Here is a 16,587-nt window from a genome sequence, read left to right on the forward strand (position 1 = left end):
TGAGCGCCCCCTCGGGGGGCAGCGACGACACGAAGTGCGGAGCGTGGGGGCCATCATGACCTGTAGTCGGCGTTGATGGTCACGTACTCGTGGCTCAGGTCGCAGGTCCACACGGTCTCGCTCGCATTGCCGCGGCCCAGGCCGATGCGCACGGTGATCTCGCTCTGCTTCATCACGCGCTGGCCGTCTTCCTCGCGGTACGAGGGATTGCGTCCGCCCTTGACCGCCACGTGCACGTCGTCCAGGAACAGGTCGATGCCGGTCTGGTCCAGATCGGCGATGCCCGCATAGCCCACCGCCGCCAGGATGCGGCCCAGGTTCGGATCGCTGGCGAAGAACGCGGTCTTGACCAGTGGCGAGTGCGCGACGGCGTAGGCCACCTGCTTGCACTCGTCCGCCGTGCGGCCGCCTTCGACCTGGATGGTGATGAACTTGGTGGCGCCCTCGCCGTCGCGAACGATGGCCTGTGCCAGCTGCCGCGCCACGTTCTGCATCGCGGTCACCAGCGCCTGGCCGTCGGCCGAGTCCAGAGAGGTGATGGGGGCGTGCGCCGCCTTCTGCGTCGCGATGACCACGAAGGAATCGTTGGTGGATGTGTCGCCGTCGATCGTCACGCGGTTGAACGAAGCATCGGCCAGCAGCTTGGCCAGCGGCTGGATCAGCGCAGGATCGACTTTGGCGTCGGTGGCCATGAAGCCCAGCATGGTCGCCATGTTGGGGCGGATCATCCCCGCGCCCTTGCTGATGCCGGTGATGGTGACGGTGGCGCCGCCGACCTCGGCCTGCTGGCTGAAAGCCTTCGGGATCGTGTCGGTGGTCATGATGCCCTCGGCGGCACGTGCCCAGTGGTTCTCCGACGCATCGGCCAGCGCGGCGGGCAAGCCGGCCTCGATGCGGTCCACCGGCAGCGGCTCCATGATCACGCCGGTGGAGAACGGCAGGATCTGCTCCGGCGCGATTTCCAGGTGGCGCGCGAGCGCGATGCAGGTGGAGCGCGTGCGCATCAGGCCGTCTTCGCCCGTGCCGGCGTTGGCGTTGCCGGTGTTGATCACCATCGCGCGAATGCCGTAGTTGGCGGCCAGATGGTCGCGGCAGACCTGCACCGGCGCGGCGCAGAAGCGGTTCTGGGTGAACACGCCGCCGACCGCCGAACCCTCGTCGATCAGAACGACGGTCAGGTCCTTGCGGTTGGCCTTGCGCACGCCCGCTTCGGCCACGCCGATGCGGACGCCGGGCACCGCGAACAAGGCGGCAGGATCAGGAGCGGACAGGTTCACGGGCATGGCGGTTATTTCTCTTCGGAAGTTTCTGGGTCAGCTGAGCTTGCCGTGGCAGTGCTTGTATTTCTTGCCGCTGCCGCACGGGCACGGGTCGTTGCGGCCGACACGCGCGAACGCTGCGGCTTCGGCGCTGAGCGTGCCGAGCCCCATGCCCGCGGCCGCGATGCGGCGCTGGTTTTCCTCGTCCAGGCGAACCTCGACTTCGCCGGTCTCGGTCGGCGCGCTGTAGGTGATGTTGGAGACGTTCTCGCCGCGGCTCTCGAGTGCTTCCGCGGCCTCTTCGAACTGTTCGCCCGATTGCACGCGCACCGTCATGAGCTGGCGCGTGACTTCGTTCTTGACCGAGTCGAGCAGCTGGCCGAAGAGCTCGAAGGCTTCGCGCTTGTATTCCTGCTTGGGCTGCTTCTGCGCATAGCCGCGCAGGTGGATGCCCTGGCGCAGGTAGTCGAGCGAGGCCAGGTGCTCGCGCCAGTGCGTGTCGATGCTCTGCAGCAGCACCATGCGCTCGAACTGGGTGAAGTTTTCCTGGCCGATCAGCGCCACCTTGGCGCCGAAGTTGTCGTTGGCGGCATTGACCACCTTCTCGACGATGTCCTCGTCGCTCACGGCCTCGGCCGCCTCGATTTCCTTCTTGAGCGGCATGTCGATGCCCCACTCGTTGAAGAGCGACTTCTCCAGGGCATCGAGGTCCCACTGTTCCTCGACCGATTCGGACGGCACGTATTGCCGCACCAGGTCGGTGAAGCAGCCTTCGCGCAGCGCCGCGATCTGCGCCGTGAGATCGGCCGCGTCGAGGATGTCGTTGCGCTGCTGGTAGATCACCTTGCGCTGGTCGTTCGACACGTCGTCGTACTCGAGCAGCTGCTTGCGGATGTCGAAGTTGCGCGCCTCGACCTTGCGCTGCGCGCTCTCGATGCTGCGCGTGACGATACCGGCTTCGATGGCTTCGCCGTCGGGCATCTTGAGGCGGTCCATGATCGCCTTCACGCGGTCGCCCGCGAAGATGCGCATCAGCGGATCGTCCAGGCTCAGGTAGAAGCGCGAGGAGCCCGGGTCGCCCTGGCGGCCCGAACGGCCGCGCAGCTGGTTGTCGATGCGGCGCGACTCGTGGCGCTCGGTCGCGATGATCCGCAGGCCACCGAGCGACTTCACGAACTCGTGGTCCTTGGTCCATTCGGCGCGCACGTGCGCGATGTCGGCTTCTTTGGCGGCTGCGTCCCGGCCTTCGTCGTTCTCGATGGCCTCGATCATCTTCTCGATGTTGCCACCCAGCACGATGTCGGTCCCGCGGCCGGCCATGTTGGTCGCGATGGTGATCATCTTGGCGCGGCCGGCCTGCGCCACGATGTCGGCTTCGCGCGCATGCTGCTTGGCGTTGAGCACCTGGTGCGGCAGGCCCGCCTGGGTGAGCAGGCCGTCGATGATCTCGGAGTTTTCGATCGACGAGGTGCCCACCAGCACGGGCTGGCCGCGCTCGTAGCACTCGCGGATGTCCTGGATCGCCGCCTCGTACTTTTCGCGCGTGGTCTTGTAGACCCGGTCGAGCTGGTCGTCGCGCTTGCTGACGCGGTTCGGCGGGATGATGACGGTCTCGAGACCGTAGATTTCCTGGAACTCGTAGGCCTCGGTGTCGGCCGTGCCGGTCATGCCGGCCAGCTTGTTGTACAGGCGGAAGTAGTTCTGGAAGGTGATCGAGGCGAGCGTCTGGTTCTCGGCCTGGATCTGCACGCCTTCCTTGGCTTCGACGGCCTGGTGCAGGCCGTCGCTCCAGCGGCGGCCGGTCATCAGGCGGCCGGTGAATTCGTCGACGATGACGACTTCGCCCTGCTGCACCACGTAATGCTGGTCGCGGTGGTACAAGTGCCGTGCACGCAGCGCCGCGTTCAGGTGGTGCATCAGCGTGATGTTGGCCGGGTCGTAGAGCGAAGCGCCTTCGGGCAGCAGCTTGAATTCGCTCAAGAGCTGCTCGGCCTTCTCGTGGCCGTCCTCGGTCAGGAACACCTGGTGGGTCTTTTCGTCGACCGTGAAATCGCCCGGCACCGTGACGCCTTCGCCCGTGCGCGGGTCGGCCTCGCCCTCCTGCTTGGTCAAGAGAGGCACCACCTTGTTGATGGCGAGGTACAGGTCGGTGTGGTCTTCAGCCTGGCCGCTGATGATCAGCGGCGTGCGGGCCTCGTCGATCAGGATGGAGTCCACCTCGTCGACGATGGCGTAGTTCAGGCGGCGCTGAACCCGGTCGCCGGGCTCGTACACCATGTTGTCGCGCAGGTAGTCGAAGCCGTACTCGTTGTTGGTGCCGTAGGTGATGTCGCTGCCGTAGGCCTGCTGCTTTTCTTCCCGCGGCATCTGCGGCAGGTTGATGCCCACAGACAGCCCCAGGAAGTTGTACAAGCGCCCCATCCACTGCGCGTCGCGGTTGGCGAGGTAGTCGTTCACGGTGACCACGTGCACGCCGTTGCCCGAGAGCGCGTTCAGGTAGACCGGCAGCGTCGCGGTCAGGGTCTTGCCCTCGCCGGTGCGCATTTCGGCGATCTTTCCGTTGTGCAGCGCCATGCCGCCGAGCAACTGGACGTCGAAATGGCGCATCTTCATGACGCGCTTGGAGCCTTCGCGCACGGTGGCGAATGCTTCCGGCAACAGGTCGTCGAGGGTCTCGCCCTTGGCGATGCGGCCCTTGAACTCCTCTGTCTTGGCGCGCAGCCCGTCGTCGGTGAGCTTCTCGAATTCGGGTTCGAGCGCATTGATGCGCTCCACCGTCTTGCGATACTGCTTGAGGAGCCGATCGTTGCGACTGCCGAAAATCTGGGTCAGGAAGTTGGTTGCCATTGGCGTGGAGATGGGCGGGCGCCTGACACGACAGGCACTGCGACCGGATTCCCTAAGATATGGTGAAAGCAGTTGGGCGCGCCTTCTTCGAATGCAAGCCTCGAAAGCAAGCGGCTCCAGACCGATCTGCCGGCGCAAGCGTCGGCAAACCGGGCATTTTAGCTGTCTTGTTCCATCCCCCGGATTACCCATGAATCGCCGCTCCGTCCCCCCGTTCACGCTGCAGCAGGCCGCCGAAGGTTCGCCCACCCTGGCGAGCCTGATTGCGCGGGCCCGCGACGCCAGCGAGCGACTGCGGGCGGTCGAGGGGCTGATTCCGCCCGCCATGCGCCCGGCCGTCCAGGCCGGGCCGGCCGAAGGGGACGTATGGTGCCTCCTGGTCAACGGCAGCGCCGCCGCCGCCAAGCTGCGCCAGCTGTCGCCGATGCTGGTCACGCGGCTGCGCAGCCAGGGCTGGGACGTCAACACGATCCGGATCAAGGTGCAATCCGGGCGCTGACCGCGCTTCCCCCGAAGGACTACCGCCAGGAAAACTCGTGGTTCAGCCCCACGACGAAGCCGCGCACGCGCTGCGGCCCGGCGATAGAGGCGCTGACGTCCACGCTGATCAGCGGCGTGAGGCTGAAGCGCCCGCCCACGCGCGACGTCCAGAGACCCGAGGCGCGGCTGCGTTCCGCAATCAAGGAAAGCTTGTCATCCAGCGCCCACTCCGCAGCCAGCCCGCCACGCCCCGTCCGGACGCCGGTGCCCGTGGCCCAGTCGGCGCCGAGGTTGGCATGGATCTGCAGGCTACCGGCCGGACGCCAGGTGACCGGCAACACGAACTGCCCGCCTGCACGGCCGCCGCGCGTCAGGTCGAAAGCGGCGCCGAGCGACAGCGCCGCACTCAGCGGCGCATCCGCGGCCGGGCCCAGGAAGTTCCATTTGAGTTGCGGGCCCCCGACGATCGAGCGCACGCCGCCTACGGAAAGCCGGTCGAGGCTCAGCCCCAGTTCGAACGGGCCCACACGGCACGACGGGCCGACATGCAGCACTTTCACCGGTTCCGGGCCGGTGCGCCCCCACCAGGCTTCGTACTGGCACTGGCCCGGATCGAGCGTCCCGGCATCGTCGACGTCGAAATGGCCGCCAGCCCGCGCCGCGTTTGCAAAAACGCAGGTGGCCGCCAGCAGCCACGCGGTTCGCGGCCATCGAATCGTTGTTCTGCGCTTGTTGTCGTTCATCGCCAGCATCCCCCGAGGACCCGGCGATTCTATGGACGGCCGGCCCTCTCAGATCTCGAATTGCGGCTGCAGCTCGCGGATGCGCTTGATGGCCACCCCCGCCGCAGCCGTGCGGGTTTCGACGCCGAGCTTGACGTACACGCGCTCGAGGTGCTTCTTGGCCGTGGCGGGGCTGCTGCCGAGGATTTCGCCGATGTCCTTGTTGGTCTTGCCCTTCACCACCCAGTAGAGCACCTCGGCCTCGCGCGCCGTGAGTTTCAGGCTCAGGCTCATGGCCTCGATCACCGCCGTGTCGGACACCTCGCGCATGACGATCATCCATTCGTCGCCATCGTCGTCCTGGCCGGTCTGGCGGTGCAGGCGCAGGCTGAGGCTGCTCGCGGTTGGCGTGGCCCCCACGCTCGGCACTGCGTGTCCTCGCTGCCCCCCGAGGGGGCCGCTCTCGCCTTGGGGCGGCCCGGCGGCGCTCGGCGTGCCCCCCACGCTCGGCCGCACGATGGAAAGCGCCGGCGGCTCGATGCCCTGCTGCCGCGCATCGGGGGCATGGCGCCGCAGCCATTCGAGCACCGCCGGCGGCGTCTCGGGGGCGCGGGTGTCGCAGTAGCGCTGCAGCAGGTCGCGCGCCAGCGCCGTCTGCCAGATCAACCGGCCCTCGGGCAGGCGCACGGTGATGCTGGCGTAGCCGAAGGCGTCGAGCGCATTGCGCGCCTGGCCGGCCTGCCGCGCATCCTGCCGGGCGCGGCGGGCACCCTGCAGGTGCACGTTCATGCGGGCCAGCACTTCCTTCGGTTTGATCGGCTTGGTGACGTAGTCGACGCCGCCAGCTTCCAGTGCGGCCACCAGGTGCTCGGTTTCAGTGAGCCCGGTCATGAAGACGATGGGAATGTGCGCCGTCGCGGCATCGGCCTTGAGGCGGCGCGCCACCTCGAAGCCGTCGATGCCCGGCATCATCGCGTCGAGCAGCACGATGTCGGGGCGCGCCTGCGCGGCGCGCTGCAGCGCCTGCTCGCCGCTGGTGGCGATGAGCACGGTGTAGCCCGACTCGTCGAGCGCGTCGTGCAGCACCGCGAGGTTGTCGGGCACGTCGTCGACGATCAGCACCAGGTCACTGTTGGCGCCCTGTTCGCGCAGCGTTCTTGCGAGCGGAGTGGTTTCCATGGGGGCCTTGTTCTTCAGGCCGCGCTCACCGCGGCGGCCAGCGCCCGGCCCATGGCCTCGAACTGGAACTGGCGCGCGAGCACGCGCTGCGCCTCGGTCCATGCCGCGCATTCGGGTTGTTCGGCATCGATCTCGTCGAGCTGGTTCATGATGCCGCGAAAATAGCCCAGGCTCACCGCTTCGTCCAGCGCGCGCAGCCGCGACACCGCAGGCGCAAGCATGGCGCGCGGCAAGGCGGCGGGCGCGGGCTTGGCCGCAGTGTCCGTCCACCGCAGGCCGAGGCGGCGTTCGAGCCAGTCGAGCAACTCCGTGTGGCGCACCGGCTTGACGAAGAAGTCTTCCGGCGCAATGCCGGCGTCGTTGTCCAGGCCCTTGTCGAAGGCGTTGGCCGACACGATGGCGACCGATGCATCGGCCAGCCCGAGCTTGCGCGCGCGCCGGATCGTCTCCCAGCCGTCGATGCCGGGCATGGCAAGGTCGACGAACACCGCGTCGGGCCGGTAGCCGGCCGCGATCAGGTCGAGGGCGTCATGCCCGCTGGCGGCGGTGCGCAGCTCGAAGCCGAGCGGCGCCAGGACATGGCCGAGCAGGTCGCGGTCGGCCTCCTCGTTGTCGACCACCAGCAGCCGCCGGCGCGGGCCTTCGTAGCCGCGCCGCGGGCGCTGCATTGGAACCGGCCGGCCTGCGGCAACCGCCGCATCGTGCACGCGCGGCAGGAAGAGCCGCACGCAGAACAGCGAGCCTTCTCCCGGCGTGCTGCGCACCTTCATCTCGCCGCCCATCAGGTCGGTCAGCATCTTGGCGATGGTGAGGCCCAGCCCGGCGCCGGGCGTGGAAGCCGCCGCCGAATGGCCGCGCGCAAAGGGCTCGAAGATGCGCTCGATGTCCGCGGCCGTCATGCCGGGCCCGGTGTCCTCGATCTCGACCGACGCGAACTCCCGCGCATACGACAGCCGCAGCGTCACCTCGCCCGCGCCGGTGAACTTGATGGCGTTGCCCAGCAGGTTGATGAGGATCTGGCACACGCGCTTCTCGTCGGCGCGCACCACCTCGGGCAAGCTGCCGGTCGTCTCGAAGCGGAAGCGCAGTCCCTTCTCGGCCGCCTGCAGCTCGAACATGTCGGCCAGTTCGCGCAGGGTATCGGCAAAGCGCATGGGCCTGGCATGGAGCGTGAGCTTGCCGGCTTCGATGTGCGCAATGGCCAGCGTGCCTTCGATGAGCGACAGCAGGTGCTCGCCGCCGCGCTTGATCACCGCCACCGCCTGCTGGCGGTGCGGCGGCACCGAATGGTCTTCGCCCATGAGCTGCGCATAGCCCAGGATGCTGTTGAGCGGGGTGCGCAGCTCGTGGCTGATGGCGCTGATATAGCGGCTCTTGGCCTGGTTGGCCTGGTCGGCGGCACGGCGCGCCAGGTCGGCTGCGAGCTTGGCCTGCTCGGCCACCTCGCGCGCTTCTTCCGCCGTCTGCTTGGCCGACTGCAGCGCCCGGTCGGTCGCGCGGTGCAGCTCGATCTCGCGCATCAGCAGGTGCGTCTGGCGGTTCGATTCCTCTTGCGCGACCCGGCGGCTCTGGTGCGCCAGCACCAGCCACCAGGCCACCACGCCGGCGATCACCAGCAGCGCCATGTAGGCCTTGAGAAAGCCCGAGCGCAACGCAGACTGCTGGGCATTCGCCAGGGCTTCGGCCAGTTCCGACTGCGACGCCATCTGCAGCACGCTGTCGGCCATGGCGCGCAGCTCCTGCTGGTAGAGCACGCCGAACACCACCGCCAGCACCGGCACGATGATCAGCATCAGCAGCAGGAAGTGCCCCAGCCCGGTGTCCAGATAGCGCCAGCTGAAGCGCGGCAGCAGCCAGCGCAGCACCGACGACCATTGCGCCGACAGGCTCGCATGCGGCTTGCACAGGTCGCCGCAGCGCGCATCGAGCGTGCAGCACAGGGAGCAGATCGCACCCTGGTAGGCCGGGCAATGGGCCATGTCCGGCCCTTCGTACTCGCGCTCGCAGATCACGCAGTGCTGCACCTTGAGGCGCTGGTAGCTGCCCTCGGCGCCGCGCCCGTCCGCGTCGTTCTCGACGCGCGCCCAGCGGACCGCGCGCCCGCCCGCAGCCGGCGCAAACGCGACCGCGCCATGGGCCGCCGTGCCTCGCGCGAGGTAGTACTTGCCGCCGGTGGCCCAAGCCAGCAGCGGCGAGACCACCAGCGCCGTGCCGAGCGCGATCAGCGCCGAGAAAGCCTGCGCCAGCGGCCCGAAGAGGCCCAGGTGGGCGGTGATCGACAACAGCGAGGCCAGTGCCATCGCACCGACCCCCACCGGATTGATGTCCCACAGGTGCGCCCGCTTGAACTCGATGCCCGGCGGCGAAAGGCCCAGCGGCTTGTTGATGACCAGGTCGGCCACCACCGCCATCATCCAGGCGATGGCGATGTTGGCGAACAGGCCGAGCACGTCGCCCAGCGCCTCGAACACGTTCATCTCCATCAGCATGAAGGCGATGAGCGCGTTGAACACCACCCACACCACCCGCCCCGGATGGCTGTGGGCCACGCGCGAGAAGAAATTGCTCCAGGCCAGCGAGCCCGCGTAGGCGTTGGTCACGTTGATCTTGAGCTGCGAGATCACGACGAAGAGCGCGGTAGCGGCCACGGCCCAGCCATAGTTGGGAAACACGTACTCGTAGGCCGCGAGATACATCTGGTTCGGGTCGACCGCACGCTCGACCGGCACCATGTGCGTGATCGCAAGGTAGGCCAGGAGCGCGCCGCCCAGCATCTTGAGCACGCCCAGCAGCACCCAGCCGGGCCCGCCTGCCAGCACGCCGGCCCACCAGCGCCGGGCGCTCCCCGCCGTGCGCGCCGGCATGAAGCGCAGGTAGTCGGCCTGTTCCCCCATCTGGGTGATCAATGCAATGCCGACGGTCAGCGCAGCGCCAAAGAGGTGCAGATCGAAACCCTTGGTGCTGGCTTTCGACCCGTTGTAGTGCACGATGCCCGCGAATGCACCAGGATCGCGCACCAGCACGAAGACAAAAGGCACCACCAGCATCACCAGCCAGAGCGGCTGCGTCCAGAGCTGGAGCCTGCTGATGGCCGACACGCCATGGGTGACCAGCGGGATCACCACCAGCGCGCACACCAGGTAGCCCCAGACCGGCGGCACGCCCAGCGCCAGTTCGAGCGCATAGGCCATCACCGCCGCCTCGAGCGCAAAGAAGATGAAGGTGAACGACGCGTAGATCAGCGAGGTGAGCGTGGAGCCGATGTAGCCGAAGCCCGCGCCGCGCGTGAGCAGGTCCATGTCGACGCCGTAGCGCGCGGCATACACGCTGATCGGCAGGCCCGCCAGGAAGATGATGAGGCCCGTGGCCACGATGGCCCAGAACGCATTGGCGAAGCCGTACTGCACCAGCAGCGTGGCGCCGACCGCCTCCAGGATGAGGAACGACGCCGCACCGAACGCCGTGTTGGCCACCCGCCATTCGGACCACTTGCGAAAGCGCTGCGGGGTGTAGCGCAGGGCGTAGTCCTCGAGCGTCTCGCTCGCCACCCAGCTGTTGTAGTCGCGCCGGACCTTGACGATGCGTTGCGGCGCGTCATCGGTGGTGGGGGGTGTCTCGGCGGGATTCACACCGTTTCGGTGCATCTTTCGTGCCATCCATACGTCGTTTGGCGAACACCGGCACGACTGTTGCAAAGCCCAAGCCTGCCCAATAATGGCCGACCTCCGCCATCCGATGCCGCCCCCATGGAACTGACCCCGCGCGAAAAAGACAAGCTGCTGATCTTCACTGCAGCATTGCTGGCCGAGCGCCGCAAGGCCCGGGGCCTGAAGCTCAACTACCCCGAAGCCGTGGCCCTGATCTCGGCCGCCGTGATGGAGGGCGCGCGCGACGGCAAGAGCGTTGCAGCGCTCATGAGCGAAGGCCGCACGGTGCTCACCCGCGCCGACGTGATGGACGGCATCGCCGAGATGATCCCCGACATCCAGGTGGAAGCCACCTTCCCCGACGGCACCAAGCTGGTCACCGTCCACCAGCCCATCGTCTGACTCCCCCGCCAGAACAAGAAAGACCTGCCATGCGCCACAACGCTTCCAAGACCCTTGCCCTTGCCGCCCTGCTGCTGCCGTTCGCCGCCGCCGCCCATACCGGCGCGGACGCCGGCATGCACCACGGCTTCGCGGCCGGCTTCATGCACCCGCTCACCGGCGCCGACCACCTGGCGGCCATGGTCGCGGTCGGCCTCTGGAGCGCGCTGGCCGCGCGCCGCGCCTGGCCCGATCTGCTGTGGGCGCCGCTGGCCTTTGCCGGCATGCTGCTCGCGGGCGCGCTGATGGGCCTCGCAGGCGTGCAGTTGCCGGCGGTCGAACCGATGATTGCTGCCTCGCTGCTGGTGCTGGGCCTGCTCGTGGCCGCGCGCATCCACCTGCCGGCGGCCGCGGCCGCGGCAGTGGCGGGCCTGTTCGCCGTCTTCCATGGCCTGGCCCACGGTCATGAACTCGTGCACGCGCAGGGTGCGGCGCTGACGCTGGCCGGCATGGTCGCGGCCACCGTGCTGCTTCACCTCGCTGGCATTGCAGCGGGATGGGCGCTGCGCCATGCGAATGCCTGGCTGCCGCGCGTGGCGGGCGCCGCGGTGGTGGCGCTGGGTGCCACGCTGCTCTCCCAGGCCGCCTGATGATCCCCGGCGAGCTTTTCACCGACGAGGGCGAGCACACGCTCAACCCCGGCCGCCGCACCCTCACCCTGGTGGTGCAGAACACCGCTGACCGGCCGATCCAGGTCGGCTCGCACTATCACTTTGCCGAGACCAACGGCGCGCTCGGCTTCGACCGCGAGGCCGCGCGCGGCATGCGGCTCAACATTGCCTCGGGCGCCGCGGTGCGCTTCGAGCCGGGCCAGCAGCGCACGGTCGAGCTGGTCGACTTTTCGGGCGACCGCGTCGTCTATGGCTTTCGCGGCCTCATCCAGGGAAAGCTCTAACCCATGGCAACGATCGGAAGGCGTGCCTACGCCGAAATCTTCGGCCCCACCGTGGGCGACCGGGTCCGCCTTGCCGACACCGACCTCGTGATCGAGGTCGAAGCCGACTACACGCTGCGCGCCGGCGGCTATGGCGAAGAAGTGAAATTCGGCGGCGGCAAGACGATCCGCGACGGCATGGCGCAGTCGCAGCGCACGCGCGACGGCAAGGCCAGCGGCCCCACCGCCGGCGGCGCTGTCGACACCGTGCTGACCAACGCCCTGATCCTCGACCACTGGGGCATCGTGAAGGCCGACATCGGCCTGAAGTGCGGCCGCATCGCCGCCATCGGCAAGGCCGGCAACCCCGACGTGCAGCCGGGCGTGGACATCGTCATCGGCCCGGGCACCGAGATCATCAGCTGCGAGGGCAACATCGTCACCGCCGGCGGGATCGACAGCCACATCCACTTCATCTGCCCGCAGCAGATCGAGGAAGCGTTGGCGTCGGGCGTGACCACCATGCTCGGCGGCGGCACCGGGCCTGCCACAGGCACCTTCGCGACCACCGCCACGCCCGGCCCCTGGCACATCGAACGCATGCTGCAGGCGGCCGACGCGTTCCCCATGAACCTCGGCTTCCTCGGCAAGGGCAACGCCAGCCTGCCCGACGCCCTCCACGAGCAGATCGAAGCGGGCGTCATCGGCCTGAAGCTGCACGAAGACTGGGGCACCACGCCCTCTGCCATCAGCAACTGCCTGGACGTGGCCGACGCCACCGACACCCAGGTGGCGATCCACAGCGACACGCTCAACGAATCGGGCTTCGTCGAGAACACCATCGCCGCCGTGGGCGGCCGCTCGATCTGCGCCTTCCACACCGAAGGCGCGGGCGGCGGGCACGCACCCGACATCCTGCGCGTGGTGGGCGAGGAGAACTTCCTGCCCTCTTCCACCAACCCCACCATGCCCTACACAGTGAACACGCTCGACGAGCACGTCGACATGCTCATGGTGTGCCACCACCTGGATGCCGGCATTGCCGAGGACCTGGCCTTCGCCGAGTCGCGCATCCGCAAGGAAACCATTGCCGCCGAAGACGTGCTGCACGACCTGGGCGCCATCAGCATGTTCAGCTCCGACAGCCAGGCCATGGGCCGCGTCGGCGAAGTGGTGCTGCGCTGCTGGCAGACCGCGCACAAGATGAAGCTGCAGCGCGGCTGGCTGCCACCCGCGCCCGGCGCGGGTGCAGGCTCGGTGGACAGCAACGAGCGCAACGACAACTTTCGCGCCCGGCGCTACGTGGCCAAATACACGATCAACCCCGCCATCGCGCACGGCATCGCACACGAGGTGGGCTCGCTCGAGGTCGGCAAGTGGGCCGACATCGTGATCTGGAAACCCGCCTTCTTCGGCGTGAAGCCCTTCACCCTCATCAAGGGCGGCACCATCGCCATGGCGGCCATGGGCGACCCCAACGCATCGATCCCCACGCCGCAGCCGGTGCACTACAGGCCCATGTTCGGCAGCTATGGCGGTTCGCTGGCCAAGAGCTCGCTCACCTTCGTCTCCCAGGCCGGGCTGGCCGCGGGCATCAAGGAGCGCTACGGCCTCGCCAAGCACCTCAGCGCGGTGAAGAACATCCGCAACGTGCGCAAGAAGGACCTGATCCACAACAGCTACACGCCGAAGATGGAGATCGATGCGCAGACCTATGCGGTGCGCGCCGACGGGCATCTGCTGACCTGCGATCCCGCGGTGCAGCTGCCGCTGACGCAGCGGTATTTCCTGTTCTAGATGCTGCGGGCCTCAGGCCGAACGAGCTGCCATGTGGCCACGGATCCAGGTGGCAAAGCCCTTTTCGTCCATGGCGCTGGCGGCCACGTCGAACATCACCAGCGTGGCCTCGGCCTGCGTCGCCACCAACCGCTGGCCGTTGAGGGCAAGGAACAGACCGACGGACAGGAATGCTGCGCGCTTGTTGCCATCGACGAACGGATGGTTCTTGGCCAGGCCCACACCGTAGGCCGCCGCGAGATCAGCCACGTCGGGCGATCCGTAGTTCACAAGGTGGAGCGGGCGCGACAGCGCGGACTGCAGCATCGTTTCATCGCGAAGGCCCGAGGCCCCGCCATGCTCGGCAAGGCTTTCGTCATGCAACAGGATCAGGGTGCGCCCGTCGATCCAGCGCCAGGCGCTCATTTGGCGAGCTGGTGGAAGGTATCGCGGAACTCACGCATGAATTCGCGGCCCAGCTTCAGCTGTTCTTCGACGTCGGGGTCGTACGGCGTGAGGGTGACGCCATTGGCAGCCTCAGTCAGGAACAGCGTATCGCCCTTTTCCACCTTGAGCCGCGCCAGCACTTCCTTGGGAAGAATCACCCCGACGGAGTTGCCGATCTGGGTCAATTTGAGTGCCGGCATACAGGGCTCCAAAGTTATAACAGACGTTATATTAACGACGTCTTCCCGCTGAAAGCAAGTTCCCATGCTCACCGCCAACAAACTCATGCCCCAGGGCCGCGGCCTTGCGCCCGTGCTGCGGAAGCGCGCCGCCACCATCGAACTGGACTGGGACGTGCGCCAGAAAAGCCGTTTCGACGTCACCGACTCGCAGGGCCGGCAGATCGGTGTGTTCCTGCCGCGCGGCACCGCGGTGCGCGGCGGTGACGTGCTGGTGGCCGAAGACGGCTCGCTGGTCCGCGTCATTGCGGCGCCGCAGCCGGTGCTGCGCATCACGCATTGCACGGCCCATGGCACGCCCTTCGACTTGACGCGGGCGGCCTATCACCTGGGCAACCGGCATGTGCCGATCGAACTCAAGCCCGACCACCTGAAGATCGAGCCCGACCATGTGCTGGCCGACATGCTGCGCTCCATGCACCTGATCGTGGTGGCCGTCGAGGAAGCCTTCGAGCCGGAGGGCGGCGCCTACGGGTCGCACGAGCATTCGCATGGCGGTGGGCACAGTCATGACCATGCTCAATCGCATGGCAACGACAAGGGGCCGAGGCCGCTTGTGCTCGCGCCGGAGCTTCTGGACGAGCATGACCATCACGGCCACTCTCACTGAGACGCGCCCTGAACTGCAGCACCCAGAAAGCTGACATGCCCGACGCCCACAGCCTCCTGCAGCTCATCTGGCTGGCATCCCCCGCCCTGCCCGTCGGCGGCTTCTCCTATTCGGAAGGCGTCGAAGCCGCAGTCGAATGGGCCGGCATCGACTCGGAATCGAAGGCCATCGAATGGCTGTCCGACCAGTTGCATCTGGGCTTCGCGCGCGGCGACCTTGCACTGGTCGCGCAAGCCATACCCGCCTGGCGCGCCGGCGACGCCGAGCGCATCCGCGCGCTCAACCAATGGGTTCTCGCCACGCGCGAATCGGCCGAGTTCTTCCTTCAGACCGAGCAGATGGGCCGCTCGTTCGTCGAGTGGCTCAAGCTGCATCACACCGACACGGCGGAGGTCTTTGCGGACCTGCCCGCAAGCTACCCCGTTGCCTTCGCCTTCGCGCTGAGCCGCACCGGCGCCACGACCACCGACGGCTGCCTGGCCTTCGCCTTCGGCTGGGCCGAGAACATGGTGGCCGCCGCGGTCAAGGCCGTGCCGCTCGGACAGAGCGCGGGCCAGCGCATCCTGGCGCGGCTCGCGAATGAAATTCCCGCCGCCGTCGAGCGCGCGATGGCCCTCGGCGACGATGAGCGCCAAGCCTTTGCGCCCCTCCTGGCCGTGTTGTCGGCACGCCATGAAACACAATACTCGCGCCTCTTCAGAAGCTGATCGAACCGGACAACGCCCATGACCTCCGCACTGCACCATATTCCCCATCGCACCAAGAAATTGCCGCCCCTTCGCGTCGGCATCGGCGGACCGGTCGGCTCGGGCAAGACCACGCTGCTCGAAATGCTCTGCAAGGCGATGCGCGACAAGTACGACCTGGTCGCCATCACCAACGACATCTACACCAAGGAAGACCAGCGCCTGCTGACCGTGGCTGGCGCATTGCCGGCCGAGCGCATCATGGGCGTGGAGACCGGCGGCTGCCCGCACACCGCCATCCGCGAAGACGCCTCGATCAACCTCGAGGCCATCGACCGCATGCTCGAGGACTTTCCCGATGCCGACGTGGTGTTCGTCGAATCGGGCGGAGACAACCTCGCGGCCACCTTCAGCCCCGAGCTGTCCGACCTGACCATCTACGTGATCGACGTGGCCGCCGGCGAGAAGATTCCACGCAAGGGCGGACCCGGCATCACCAAGAGCGACCTGTTCATCATCAACAAGACCGACCTCGCCCCCTACGTCGGCGCCAACCTCGACGTCATGGAGCAGGACACGCAGCGCATGCGCCGCCAGCGCCCCTACGTGATGACCAACCTCAAGACGCTTGCGGGCCTGGCCGAGGTGGTGGCCTTCATCGAAACGCGCGGCATGCTCACGGCTGCCTGAATCCACGCCCGGCGTCGCAGCCGGGCCGTACTGCATCTGCACCTGCCGCGCGTTGGCGTCGGCATCGGATGACACGCGCACGCGCCCAACTTCCTCATGGCGCCGGCCGATGGCCACCTACGGTGGCCTCTCCGATTTACCGAACCACGCGCGAAAACGCCGAGAGCACCCATGACCACCACCGACGAACACGCCAAGCTCTGGGACCTGATCAAGGACACCCGCTACGGCATGCTGACCCATCGCCACGACGACGGCCAACTGCACAGCCATCCGCTGACCACGCAGAGCAAGAACCTCGAGGAAGGCTCCACGCTCTACTTCTTCGTTCCGAGGGATGGCGACATCGCGCGCCACGTGGCGAACGATCCCAGCGTGAACGTGGCCTACGCCAACACCGATGCCGACAGCTATGTGTCGGTGACCGGCCGCGCCCTGATCCAGGAAGACCAGGCGCGGAAGGAATCGCTTTTCAACAGCGCCGCCAAGGCCTGGTTCCCGGGCGGCGCGGCCGACCCGAACCTGGCCCTGCTCGCCGTCGAGATCGTCGGCGCCGAATACTGGGACGTGAAGGAAAGCAAGATGGTCCAGCTGCTGAAGATGGCCAGGGCCGCGATCGGCGGCGACCAGCCCCCATCGCTCGGCGAGCACAGGAAGCTCGACCTCGGCTGAGCCACCCGCACAGCCCGT

General features: G+C 67.6%; 16 protein-coding genes. 9 read left to right on the forward strand and 7 right to left on the reverse strand.

What is annotated here, in order from left to right; translation table 11 throughout:
• Nucleotides 1-53: 53 nt before the first annotated feature.
• Entirely contained in the window at nucleotides 54-1,283 is a 1,230-nt protein-coding gene (gene argJ / locus ABID97_RS23485) for a bifunctional glutamate N-acetyltransferase/amino-acid acetyltransferase ArgJ (RefSeq protein WP_354401129.1), read from the reverse strand.
• A 30-nt stretch (nucleotides 1,284-1,313) separates the two neighbouring features.
• Entirely contained in the window at nucleotides 1,314-4,106 is a 2,793-nt protein-coding gene (gene secA / locus ABID97_RS23490) for a preprotein translocase subunit SecA (RefSeq protein ID WP_354401130.1), read from the reverse strand.
• A gap of 190 nt (nucleotides 4,107-4,296) precedes the next feature.
• Between secA and ABID97_RS23495 the strand changes: the two genes are divergently transcribed.
• Nucleotides 4,297-4,605: a hypothetical protein gene (locus ABID97_RS23495; protein ID WP_354401131.1), complete on the forward strand. Its 309-nt coding sequence runs from the start codon at nucleotides 4,297-4,299 to the stop codon at nucleotides 4,603-4,605.
• A gap of 19 nt (nucleotides 4,606-4,624) precedes the next feature.
• On the opposite strand, the gene ABID97_RS23500 is transcribed toward ABID97_RS23495, so the two are convergent.
• Genes ABID97_RS23500 through ABID97_RS23510 form a run of 3 tightly spaced genes read right to left on the reverse strand, consistent with a single transcriptional unit; the run spans nucleotide 4,625 to nucleotide 10,131 of the window.
• Nucleotides 4,625-5,329, reverse strand: coding sequence for a PA4824 family protein (locus ABID97_RS23500; protein WP_354401132.1), 705 nt, complete (start codon nucleotides 5,327-5,329; stop codon nucleotides 4,625-4,627).
• Between the two features lie 48 nt (nucleotides 5,330-5,377).
• Nucleotides 5,378-6,487 carry a response regulator transcription factor gene (locus ABID97_RS23505; RefSeq protein ID WP_354401133.1) on the reverse strand — a complete coding sequence of 370 codons (1,110 nt, stop codon included), beginning with the start codon at nucleotides 6,485-6,487 and terminating at the stop codon, nucleotides 5,378-5,380.
• Between the two features lie 14 nt (nucleotides 6,488-6,501).
• Nucleotides 6,502-10,131 (reverse strand): ATP-binding protein, encoded by a 3,630-nt coding sequence (locus ABID97_RS23510; RefSeq protein WP_354401134.1) that lies wholly within the window; start codon nucleotides 10,129-10,131, stop codon nucleotides 6,502-6,504.
• Nucleotides 10,132-10,233: 102 nt separating this feature from the next.
• Between ABID97_RS23510 and ABID97_RS23515 the strand changes: the two genes are divergently transcribed.
• The 4 genes from ABID97_RS23515 to ureC are packed head-to-tail and all read left to right on the forward strand — an operon-like array spanning nucleotide 10,234 to nucleotide 13,246.
• Nucleotides 10,234-10,536 carry an urease subunit gamma gene (locus ABID97_RS23515; protein WP_015867014.1) on the forward strand — a complete coding sequence of 101 codons (303 nt, stop codon included), beginning with the start codon at nucleotides 10,234-10,236 and terminating at the stop codon, nucleotides 10,534-10,536.
• 29 nt (nucleotides 10,537-10,565) lie between these two features.
• The gene (locus ABID97_RS23520; RefSeq protein WP_354401135.1) at nucleotides 10,566-11,165 is read left to right on the forward strand and encodes a HupE/UreJ family protein; all 600 of its coding nucleotides are present in this window, start codon (nucleotides 10,566-10,568) and stop codon (nucleotides 11,163-11,165) included.
• Complete coding sequence (locus ABID97_RS23525) at nucleotides 11,165-11,470, forward strand: urease subunit beta (RefSeq protein WP_354401136.1); 306 nt, start codon at nucleotides 11,165-11,167, stop codon at nucleotides 11,468-11,470. Before ABID97_RS23520 ends, ABID97_RS23525 begins: the two co-directional genes overlap by 1 nt.
• Nucleotides 11,471-11,473: 3 nt before the next feature.
• Nucleotides 11,474-13,246, forward strand: a complete 1,773-nt coding sequence (gene ureC, locus ABID97_RS23530; RefSeq protein ID WP_354401137.1) for an urease subunit alpha — start codon at nucleotides 11,474-11,476, stop codon at nucleotides 13,244-13,246.
• A 12-nt stretch (nucleotides 13,247-13,258) separates the two neighbouring features.
• On the opposite strand, the gene ABID97_RS23535 is transcribed toward ureC, so the two are convergent.
• Complete coding sequence (locus ABID97_RS23535) at nucleotides 13,259-13,651, reverse strand: type II toxin-antitoxin system death-on-curing family toxin (RefSeq protein ID WP_354401138.1); 393 nt, start codon at nucleotides 13,649-13,651, stop codon at nucleotides 13,259-13,261.
• The gene (locus tag ABID97_RS23540; RefSeq protein WP_354401139.1) at nucleotides 13,648-13,872 is read right to left on the reverse strand and encodes an AbrB/MazE/SpoVT family DNA-binding domain-containing protein; all 225 of its coding nucleotides are present in this window, start codon (nucleotides 13,870-13,872) and stop codon (nucleotides 13,648-13,650) included. Before ABID97_RS23540 ends, ABID97_RS23535 begins: the two co-directional genes overlap by 4 nt.
• Nucleotides 13,873-13,936: 64 nt before the next feature.
• Here ABID97_RS23540 and ureE point away from each other — a divergent pair, with 64 nt between their 5' ends.
• From ureE to ABID97_RS23560, 4 genes are all read left to right on the forward strand, one after another.
• Nucleotides 13,937-14,521: an urease accessory protein UreE gene (gene ureE, locus ABID97_RS23545; protein ID WP_354401140.1), complete on the forward strand. Its 585-nt coding sequence runs from the start codon at nucleotides 13,937-13,939 to the stop codon at nucleotides 14,519-14,521.
• A gap of 35 nt (nucleotides 14,522-14,556) precedes the next feature.
• Nucleotides 14,557-15,228 (forward strand): urease accessory protein UreF, encoded by a 672-nt coding sequence (locus tag ABID97_RS23550; protein ID WP_354401141.1) that lies wholly within the window; start codon nucleotides 14,557-14,559, stop codon nucleotides 15,226-15,228.
• A gap of 18 nt (nucleotides 15,229-15,246) precedes the next feature.
• Nucleotides 15,247-15,897, forward strand: a complete 651-nt coding sequence (ureG, locus tag ABID97_RS23555) for an urease accessory protein UreG (RefSeq protein WP_354401142.1) — start codon at nucleotides 15,247-15,249, stop codon at nucleotides 15,895-15,897.
• A 171-nt stretch (nucleotides 15,898-16,068) separates the two neighbouring features.
• On the forward strand, nucleotides 16,069-16,569 hold the full coding sequence (locus ABID97_RS23560; RefSeq protein ID WP_354401143.1) for a pyridoxamine 5'-phosphate oxidase family protein: 501 nt from the start codon (nucleotides 16,069-16,071) through the stop codon (nucleotides 16,567-16,569).
• The last annotated feature ends 18 nt before the right edge of the window (nucleotides 16,570-16,587 follow it).

Origin of the sequence: Variovorax sp. OAS795, from assembly GCF_040546685.1 — a bacterium.
Taxonomy (GTDB): domain Bacteria; phylum Pseudomonadota; class Gammaproteobacteria; order Burkholderiales; family Burkholderiaceae_C; genus Variovorax.